Source organism: Halorubrum sp. C191 (assembly GCF_002727095.1).
GTDB lineage: Archaea > Halobacteriota > Halobacteria > Halobacteriales > Haloferacaceae > Halorubrum > Halorubrum ezzemoulense.
Genome location: NZ_NHNZ01000105.1, coordinates 348 through 3,273 on the forward strand (window position 1 = coordinate 348; position 2,926 = coordinate 3,273).

General features: G+C 73.7%; 3 protein-coding genes. 2 read left to right on the forward strand and 1 reads right to left on the reverse strand.

Going from position 1 to position 2,926, the window contains the following annotated elements; translation table 11 throughout:
- The first annotated feature begins 193 nt into the window (after positions 1-193).
- Positions 194-1,021 carry an NAD(+)/NADH kinase gene (locus Z052_RS10535; RefSeq protein WP_049932608.1) on the forward strand — a complete coding sequence of 276 codons (828 nt, stop codon included), beginning with the start codon at positions 194-196 and terminating at the stop codon, positions 1,019-1,021.
- 70 nt (positions 1,022-1,091) lie between these two features.
- On the forward strand, positions 1,092-1,784 hold the full coding sequence (locus tag Z052_RS10540) for a VTT domain-containing protein (RefSeq protein ID WP_094520618.1): 693 nt from the start codon (positions 1,092-1,094) through the stop codon (positions 1,782-1,784).
- 282 nt (positions 1,785-2,066) lie between these two features.
- Here Z052_RS10540 and Z052_RS10545 read toward each other — a convergent pair whose 3' ends face one another.
- Positions 2,067-2,798, reverse strand: a complete 732-nt coding sequence (locus Z052_RS10545) for a DUF4382 domain-containing protein (protein ID WP_049932651.1) — start codon at positions 2,796-2,798, stop codon at positions 2,067-2,069.
- Positions 2,799-2,926: the final 128 nt, after the last annotated feature.

Here is a 2,926-nt window from a genome sequence, read left to right on the forward strand (position 1 = left end):
CGGTCTCGCGCAGCGCGCGCTCGAACCAATCGTCCTCCTCGCTCATCGTTTCCGCCGCCCGTGGGGGTTCGGCATGAGCCGAGCAACGCGACCGAGCGGCTTGAAACTTTCCGGCGAACTCCCGCGCGTTGAGAACTCGATCGGGCTCCCCGATGTCCGCACGCTTTTATCCGGGGACAGGGATGGCTTCCGCATGGAAGTGGGCATCGTCGCGCGAAAGGGCAGCGAGCGGGCGGCGTCGCTCGCGGCGACTCTCCGAGACATCGTCACCGAAGAAGGAGAGAGCGTCTGGCTCGACGCGGAGACCGCCGCCGCGCTCGACGCGGGCGACGACGCCCGGGCGGTCGACGCGTTCGACGACTGCGACCTGGTCGTCGCCGTCGGCGGCGACGGCACGTTCCTGTTCGTCGCGCGCAACGCCGGCGACACCCCCATCGTCGGGGTGAACCTCGGCGAGGTCGGGTTCCTCAACGCGGTCCCGCCCGCCGACGCGGCGGCGGCGCTCCGCGCCGAGGTCCGGGCGTTCCGGAACGGGGGGCTGGACGTCCGGGAAGCCCCGCGGCTCGCCGCCAGCGCCGGCGGCTGGACGTCGACGCCGGCCGCGAACGAGGTGGTGATTCAGGGCGACCGACGCGGCCCCGGCGGCGGGATCGACTACGAGGTGCGGGTCGACGGGTCGCGGTACGCCGGGGGGCACGCAGACGGGGTCCTCGTGGCCACGCCGACCGGGTCGACCGCGTACAACCTCTCCGAGCGCGGGCCCCTCGTCCACCCCGAGGTGAACGGGCTGATCGTCAACGAGATGGTCGCCGAGGACGGGATGCCACCGCTCGTCGTCGACGCCGACGCGAGCATAACCGTCGCGGTCGCGGACGACGCGGGGGCGACCGTCGTCAGCGACGGACGCGACACCGCGGCGCTCGACGGGCCGACCGAAGTGACCGTCGAACGCGCCGCGCCACCGATACGGATCGCCGGTCCCCCCTCCGACTTCTTCGAGGCGCTCGGCAAGCTGTCCTGAGCCGGCGGCTGCCCGGCGGCGGCCGGACGCACCCACAAAGCGTTTACCGGACGCCCGCGGACGCCGGAGCGTGAATCGCCGGTCGGCGCTCGGACGGTACGCGGTCGCCGGGGTCCTCGTCGCGGCGGTGGCGGCAGTGACCCTCGCGGTCTCCCCCGAGGCGGCGCTCTCGCGGCTCCGGTGGCTCGCGACAGACCCGCTGCGGTTCGGCGCCGCGATCGTCGCGCTCGCGGCGGTCAGGCCGCTCCTCGCGTGGCCCACGACCCTGCTTGCCGTCGCCGTCGGCTTCGGGTACGGCTGGGCCGGGACGCCGCTCGCGCTCGCGCTCGTCGTCGGCACCGCGCTCCCCCCGTACGCGCTCGCCCGGGCGGGGAGATTCCGCCTCCGAGACGGCGCCAACGCGGGCGACGCGTCGGGAATCGCCGACAGGTTCTGTCGCGCCGGCGAGCGCTTCGCGGCCGAGTCAGGGAGCGTGCGCGCCGTGACCGGGACCCGCCTGCTGCCGCTCCCGTCGGACGCGGTGACGGTCGGGGCCGCGGCCGCCGGCGTCGGCGTCCGGCCGTTCATCGCCGGTACCGCGTTCGGCGAACTCCCGTGGGTCCTCGCCGGGGTCGCCGTCGGCGTCTCGCTCGACCGCCTTGCGGCGAGCGGCGGGTCGCTCGTCGACCCGGCCGTGGTCCTCGGCATGGCCGCCGTCGGCGTGCTGATACTCGCCGGACCGCTCTACCGGACGTTCCTCCGGTCGGACGCGACGACGGTCTGACTCGGCGGACACTGGGCGCCGATACGGCGGACGGATCGCAGAAAGCGAAAAGACCGCCCGGGCGTGTCGTCGCTCGGGCGGTCGTGCGGGCCGTGTGCCTCTGACAGCAGACGGGTGCTCTGCGTCGGGAACCGCTCGCAGCGACGCGCGCATTCCCCCGGTCCCCGAATCCCGGGAACCGACCCAGCCCTGACCCCGAAGCCGCGGTGCGGTCCGCGCTCGCCCCTGCGAGCGCCGGACGCGGCCGCGACTCCAACGGGGGACCGGGAGAGCGCGGCGTCGCTACGAGTCGCCGTCGGTCGAGTTCTCGCCGCTCGAACCGTCCTCCGACGCCTCGGACTCGTACTCCACCTCGATCCCGCTCGGCACCGGGCGGAGGAGGTAGCGGCCGTTCCCGCGCAGCACCGGCGCGAAGTCCGCGGTGAACGTCGTCCGCGCGTTCTCGCGGATCTCGAACTGCTCGTTGAACTTCAGCGGCGCGTTACCCGGGAGATCGACGGCCGCGTCGCTCCCGTCGGTGAGGGTCCCGTCGGCCGACGACACGTCGAGCTGGAGGTACGGGTACTCGCCCGTCTGGAGCTCCCGCTCGTCGATCAGCTGCGTCTCGCCGTTCTGGAGTTCGACGAGGTCAGCCTCCTGTGACTCGTCGAACTCGAAGTACTCGCGACCCTCGGCGGCGTCCCCCTCGTCGTCGGTCCCGTTGCCGTCGGTGGTCTCGTTCCCGCCGGCGTCGGTGTCGTCGCTCCCGTCGTCCGGGTCGGTCTCGTTCGCGCCGTCAGCGTCACCTTCCTCCGGATCGGCGCCCTCCGGGCCGAGCCAGAACCCCTCGACGGTGACGACGAGCGACTCGAAGTCGCCGATGTCGGCGGGCTGGTCGGTCACCTGCGTCGCGAGCGTTCCCGTCGCGCGACCGACACAGCCGGCGAGGCCCGTCGCCCCGAGGGCGGCGGCGCCGGTCGCCTTGAGGTAAGTGCGCCTGTCGAGCGCGTCGAGGTCGGGCGCGCGGTCAGTCACGTCACGCACCCCCCGCTCCGTCGGCGGTCGTCCCGTTCTCCGCGTCGGTTCCGTCGCCCTCGCCGGCGCCGTTCCCGGCGATATCGCTCACGGTCTCGCCGAGATCATCGACCCCGCCGCCGAGGAAC